Annotated in this window: 6 protein-coding genes; 4 read left to right on the top strand and 2 right to left on the bottom strand. The window is 70.0% G+C overall.

What is annotated here, in order from left to right:
• Positions 1 to 1203: PhoX family protein (locus tag PK606_RS15790; RefSeq protein WP_324565306.1), on the top strand; the 1203-nt coding region annotated here is incomplete at its 5' end.
• 76 nt (positions 1204 to 1279) lie between these two features.
• On the opposite strand, the gene PK606_RS15785 is transcribed toward PK606_RS15790, so the two are convergent.
• Positions 1280 to 1747: a hypothetical protein gene (locus PK606_RS15785; protein WP_324565305.1), complete on the bottom strand. Its 468-nt coding sequence runs from the start codon at positions 1745 to 1747 to the stop codon at positions 1280 to 1282.
• On the bottom strand, positions 1744 to 2976 hold the full coding sequence (gene mltA / locus PK606_RS15780) for a murein transglycosylase A (RefSeq protein WP_324565304.1): 1233 nt from the start codon (positions 2974 to 2976) through the stop codon (positions 1744 to 1746). The genes PK606_RS15785 and mltA overlap by 4 nt, the downstream gene beginning before the upstream one ends.
• On the opposite strand from mltA, the gene PK606_RS15775 reads away from it, so the two are divergent.
• The 3 genes from PK606_RS15775 to PK606_RS15765 all read left to right on the top strand — a co-directional run bounded on the left by PK606_RS15775 (position 2909) and on the right by PK606_RS15765 (position 5552).
• Complete coding sequence (locus PK606_RS15775) at positions 2909 to 3079, top strand: hypothetical protein (protein ID WP_324565303.1); 171 nt, start codon at positions 2909 to 2911, stop codon at positions 3077 to 3079. The two genes, mltA and PK606_RS15775, sit on opposite strands and share 68 nt — an antisense overlap.
• Before the next feature lie 168 nt (positions 3080 to 3247).
• Positions 3248 to 4537 carry an alpha/beta hydrolase family protein gene (locus tag PK606_RS15770; RefSeq protein ID WP_324565301.1) on the top strand — a complete coding sequence of 430 codons (1290 nt, stop codon included), beginning with the start codon at positions 3248 to 3250 and terminating at the stop codon, positions 4535 to 4537.
• Between the two features lie 151 nt (positions 4538 to 4688).
• Positions 4689 to 5552, top strand: coding sequence for an aldo/keto reductase (locus tag PK606_RS15765; protein WP_324565300.1), 864 nt, complete (start codon positions 4689 to 4691; stop codon positions 5550 to 5552).
• Positions 5553 to 5596: the final 44 nt, after the last annotated feature.

The raw sequence follows: 5596 nt of genomic DNA, 5'->3' as shown, positions 1-5596 counted from the left end.
TACCAGCGCTGGAACAGCAAGGTCAGCGGCGCCAGCGCTGCCGAAGACCATCGCAACAGCTTCAACACCTTCGGCTGGGTGGTCGAGATCGATCCGTTCCGCCCCGACAGCAAGCCCGTCAAGCGCAGCGCGCTGGGCCGCTTCAACCATGAAGGCGCCTGGCCGGCCCCTGCCAAGGCGGGTGAGCCGATCGTCATCTATTCCGGCGACGACGCGCGCAACGAGTACGTGTTCAAGTTCGTGTCCGACGCCAAGTGGGATCCGAAGGACATCGACGGCGGCACCGCCGTGGGCGCCAAGTACCTGGATCACGGCAAGCTGTACGCCGCCAGGTTCAGCGACGACGGCACCGGCGTGTGGCTGGAGCTGACACACGGCAAGAACGGCATCGATGCCAACAACGCCCTCTACCCCTTCGCCGACCAGGGCGACGTATTGATGCACTGCCGCCTGGCCGCCGACTTCATGGGCGCCACCAAGATGGACCGCCCCGAGTGGGGTGGCGTGAACCCGTTGAACAACGAGGTTTACATGACCATGACCAACAACTCGCAGCGCGACGGCGAGAAGATACCGCTGAACGCCGCCAACCCGCGCAAGGGCAACAAGAACGGCCACATCATCCGCTGGAAGGAAAACGGCGGCCAGACCGGCACCAAGTTCGAATGGGACGTGTACCTGTTCGGCGCCCGCGAGGACGGCTCGCAGAGCGAGAACCTGTCGGGCCTGACCGCGGTGAACGACTTCTCCAGCCCCGACGGCCTGTACTTCGACCAGCGCAGCGGCAAGACCGACGGCCTGCTGTGGATCCAGACCGACGACGGCGCCTACACCGACGTGACCAACTGCATGATGCTGGCGGCCCTGCCAGGCGCCGTGGGCGACGGCGGCAAGATCAAGACCCGCGAAGGTCAGGACACCATCATGGGTGCCAAGGCCAGCGACGCCAATGTGCGCCGCTTCCTGGTCGGCCCGTTCGACTGCGAGATCACCGGCGTGGTGGTCACGCCCGACGGCAAGACGCTGTTCTTCAACGTGCAGCACCCGGGCGAGGACAAGGGCGACTTCACGACCAACACCTTCACCAGCCACTGGCCCGGCAGCCAGGCCCCCGCCAGCGATGCGCTGCACCATGGCCACAAGCGCCCGCGCTCGGCCACCGTGGTGGTGACGCGCACCGACGGCGGCACCATCGGCATCTGACGCCGCGCAACCCGCTCGCGCCGATGCCGGCGTGAGCGACAGGAAAAGGCCCGTTCTGTGCGGGCCTTTCTCGTTCTTAGCCCGGCCCGTTGTTGCCGTCGCCGATGCGGATGTTGGTCTGCACCGGCGCATCCGGATCGAAGGGCGGCAGCGGGCGCGGGCCCAGGCGGCCATGCGCGCGCACCGGCATGGTCGCCGCGCCCGGCGCAGCCGGCGCGCGCTCGCAATACACCGGCTCGGGAATCCGGGTGTAGTCCAGCCGTACCAGGCGCTGCTCGACGCCGAGTCCGAACTGGGCCTGCACGGTGGTGTCGGCGTAGCGCAGCGCGCCGTCCGCGGCACTGCCGGGCATCCGCTCGAGCACCGCGTGGCCGCGCAGGCCCTCGAGCAGCGCCATGTCCTGGTACAGGCGGGCCTCGAAGCCAAGCGCATTGGGGCACTGGTAAGCCAGCCGCGGCGCATCCTGCAGCGCCGCGCACCCGGCCAGCAGCAGGCCCAGGGCTGCGGCGAAACCCGGCAGGCGCCGCCAGGCGCAGGGATTCATTTCGGCCACAGCACCCACAGGCGCAGCGGCTGCTTCATGCGGCCGGCGAACTCGCCGGCCTCGTCGCCCCAGCCGGCGAAGTAGTCGGCCCGCACCGCGCCGACGATGGCGCTGCCGGTGTCCTGCGCCAGCACCAGCCGGTTCAGGTTGGCCACCGGCCCCTGCGAGGACAGCCACACTGGCGTGCCGTACGGAATGCTCTGCGGATCGACCGCGATCGAGCGCCCGGGCGTCAGCGCCACGCCCTGCGCGCCCTTGGGACCGAACAGCGCGTCCAGCGGCGACATCGGCTCCTCGCGGAAGAACACCATGCGCGGGTTGCTCCACAGGAAGCCCTGCAGCGCCTGCGGGTTGGCTGCCAGCGCGTTGCGGATGCCGGGCCAGGTGACGTCGCCACGCAGCAGGCCCTGGTCGATCAGCCACTTGCCGGGGCTGCGGTAGGGCTGCTCGTTGGTGGCGGCGTAGGCCAGCCGCACCAGGCGCTGGCTGCCGTCGGGCTCGAACACGCGCACCCGGCCCGAGCCCTGGATCTGCAGGATCAGCGCCTCCACCGGGTCGGCCAGCCAGGCGATCTCGCTGCCGGCCAGCTGCGCGCGCGCCTCGGGCAGGGTTTCCATCTCCTGGCGCGTGAACCAGGGTTTGCGTTGCGCCAGCGTGGCCGGCGGCCGGTACAGCGGCGCGCCGAAGCCGGGCCGCGCGCTGCGCGAGGCCTCGTACTGTGGCTCGAAATAGCTGGTCAGCAGCCCCTCGGCGCCTGGCGCGCCCAGACCGCCGAGCGGCTCGACGCGGTAGGGCTGCAGGCGCGCCTTCATCCAGTTGCGCTGCTCCTCGACCGTGGACAGCGACAGGCGCCGCACCTCACTGCACAGGCGGCCAAAGGTCAGGCCGGGACGCTCGCAGCTCTTGATCCAGGCGTTCCAGGCGTCAGTGGTGTTGTCCTGCTCGAAACCCGGCAGGTCGGCCCAGCGCACCGGCACCCAGCGGCTGCGCGCGCGTTCGATGGCGGGGCCGATCGGCGCCGTGTCGACGACCGGCCCGGGCGGCGGCAGTTCAGGTTCGGTGGCGGGTGTCGGCGCGGGTGCCTTGGGCGGTGGCTTGACCGCGCAACTGGCCAGCACGCCGGCCATGGCCGCCGCGCCAAGAAACTGCAATACTCGTCTCATGACCGTGATTCTGTTGGAAGCGCTGGCCGCACTCATCATCCTGCTGCTGATCGTGTGGTGGACCATGTTCTCCGGCCGCAAGAAGGGCGAATTGCCGGGCCAGCACGACGAACGGCCCGACGAGGCCGGCACCCAGCGCCGTGGCGGGAAAGTCGGCAGCGACTCGTGAAGGCAGCGTCTGTGACGCAATCACAACGGATTGTAGCTATGCTTTGTGCAGCATTTCGCGCTTGTCCGGCGTACGCTTGGTAACAGTTGGCCGGCGCGACGCCGTATCGTGCGATGCTGGCCGCAACCACCACATCAACCCAAACGGCCACCCGGACGTTCTGAGCCCATGCCCACCATTCTGATGCCACGCCGCGCGGCCTCGTTCGCCGCCCTGCTGCTCGCTGCCGCGCTCGCCGCCTGCGGCGGAGGCGACGATGCGGCGCCGACGACCGATCCCGCGCCGAGCGCACCCGACACGACCCCCGTGCAGCCGCCGGCACCACCGCCGGTCGAGCCACCCGCTCCGCCGCCGGCAGAACCGCCGATCCCGCCGCCGGTGGTGGAATCGGGGCCGGGCGCGCTGCTGGCGGGCGCCTTCGTCAAGACCATCACCGCCAGCGAGATCACGCAGGCCTTCGCCGACCCGGAGAGCAAGGTCGACCATGGGCTGGCGCCACGCTACGACGTGTCCTCGTACCGGATCGTCTACACCAGCACCGACAAGAACGGCGCCGAACTGGCGGTGTCGGGCCTGATCAGCGTGCCGGCCAAGGCGGCCGGGTTGCCGAGCCCGGTGCTGAGCTACCAGCACGCGACCACCTTCTACGACAACCAGGCGCCCAGCAACAAGGTCGAGGCGGTCGAGCCGCCGATCGTGCTGGCCTCGCTGGGCTACATCGTGGTGTCGCCCGACTATGTCGGCTTCGGCGCCTCCAAGGGCGTGCAGCACCCCTACCTGATCGCCGCGCCGACCGCGCGCGTGGTGATCGACATGCTGAACGCGGCGCAGACCTGGCGCTGGCAGAACCGCGTGGCCGACAACGGGCAGCTGTTCCTGGCCGGTTACTCCGAAGGCGGCTACGCCACCATGGCGGCGCACCGGGCCATCGAGCTCGAGAACGGCGCGTTGAAGACGCGCCTGCAGGCTGCGGTCCCCGGTGCCGGCCCGTATGACGTGCTGGAAACCCTGGACGAACAGCTCGAGCGCGTCGACGATGTGGCGCCCTGGCTGTCGTGGGCGCTGCGGCCCGGCAGCCTCAAGTACGTGGGGGGCACCGTGCGCGACGAGATCCGGCGTGCGCTGCTGCGCCAGATGGTGCCCGAGGACGGCGACGTCAGCTACCAGACGCTGTTCCTCGACCGCTACCTGGCCGACGAGCGCGCCGCGATCCAAGCCGAGCACGACGTGCACACCGGCTGGACACCAACGGTGCCGCTCCACCTGTTCCACGGCCGTGGCGACCTGACGGTGCCGTACTCGGCAGCCGAATCGGCGCTGAGCACGCTGCGCGCGACCGGCGCCACGGGCGTGTCGCTGACCGACTGCACGACGCCGAAGTTCGGCCACCTGGACTGCGTGCCCGAGTATTTCCGGTTCGCCGTCGAGCGCATGGGGTGGCTGGCGCGCGATCTCTGATCGCGTCAGTTCATCGGTCCGGCGCCACTCGCACGCCGTTCGCACGCCGTTCACGCGCCACGGTGGCCTCGCTGGTCGGGCTTAGACTGCCGGCTCCCGCCTGCGCCGTCCGAGCCGTGCACGGCGGACGGCCAGCAACGAGGATTCCCGCATGCACACGCTTTCACTGCCCACCGGCGGCACCATGCCGGCTTTCGGCCTGGGCACCTGGTACCTGGGTGACAGCGACGCCGAGCGCCCCGCCGATGTCGCGGCGGTGCGCGAAGCCATCCGCCTGGGCTATCGCCTGATCGACACCGCCGAGATGTACGGCGACGGCGGCGCCGAGCAAGTGGTCGGCCAGGCCATTGCCGAAGCCCTGCGCGCCGGCGAGGTGCGGCGCGAGGAGCTGTTCATCGTCAGCAAGGTGTACCCGCACAACGCCAGCCTCGAGGGCACGGCGGCGGCCTGCGCGCGCAGCCTGCAGCGCCTGGGGCTGGACCGGATCGATCTGTACCTGCTGCACTGGCGCGGCAGCCACCCGCTGGCCGACACCGTGCAGGCCATGCGCGCGCTGGTGGCCGAGGGCCGCATCGGGCACTGGGGCGTGAGCAATTTCGACGTCGCCGACCTGCGGCAACTGCGCATCGCCTGCGGCGAGCGCTTCGATTGCGCCGCCAACCAGGTCTATTACTCGCTCGGCGAGCGCGGCCCCGCGCACAGCCTGCTGCCGTGGCAGCGCGCCCACGGCATGCCGCTGATGGCCTACAGCCCACTCGACCAGGGCGATCTGGCAAGCGAGCCGGAACTGATCGCGCTGGCGCAGCGCCTGGGCATCACGCCGGCCCAGCTCGGCCTGGCCTGGCTGCTGGCGCAAACCGGCGTCGCCGCCATCCCGAAGGCGCGGCAAAGCGCCCATCTGCGCGAGAACCTGGCGGCGGCCAGCCTCACACTGGACCAGGCGACGCTCGACGAACTGAACCGGCTGTTTCCGCCGCCGCGCAGCAAGCCGCCGCTGGCGGTCATTTACTCATAAGTCAGTAATATAGGCGACACTTGGATGCTTGAAGAACGAGCGAA

The sequence above is a fragment of the Ottowia sp. genome, from assembly GCF_035444425.1.
GTDB lineage: Bacteria > Pseudomonadota > Gammaproteobacteria > Burkholderiales > Burkholderiaceae_C > Ottowia.
Note: the sequence above shows the minus strand (reverse complement) of the source record. Positions and strands in the feature narration are given on the sequence as shown.

Bases quoted from the DNA above. Each gene is read 5' to 3' on its own strand.
- mltA (WP_324565304.1), bottom strand. From the start codon at position 2,976: ATGGTCCACCACACGATCAGCAGCAGGATGATGAGTGCGGCCAGCGCT.
- PK606_RS15785 (WP_324565305.1), bottom strand. From the start codon at position 1,747: ATGAATCCCTGCGCCTGGCGGCGCCTGCCGGGTTTCGCCGCAGCCCTG.
- PK606_RS15765 (WP_324565300.1), top strand. From the start codon at position 4,689: ATGCACACGCTTTCACTGCCCACCGGCGGCACCATGCCGGCTTTCGGC.
- PK606_RS15770 (WP_324565301.1), top strand. From the start codon at position 3,248: ATGCCCACCATTCTGATGCCACGCCGCGCGGCCTCGTTCGCCGCCCTG.
- PK606_RS15775 (WP_324565303.1), top strand. From the start codon at position 2,909: ATGACCGTGATTCTGTTGGAAGCGCTGGCCGCACTCATCATCCTGCTG.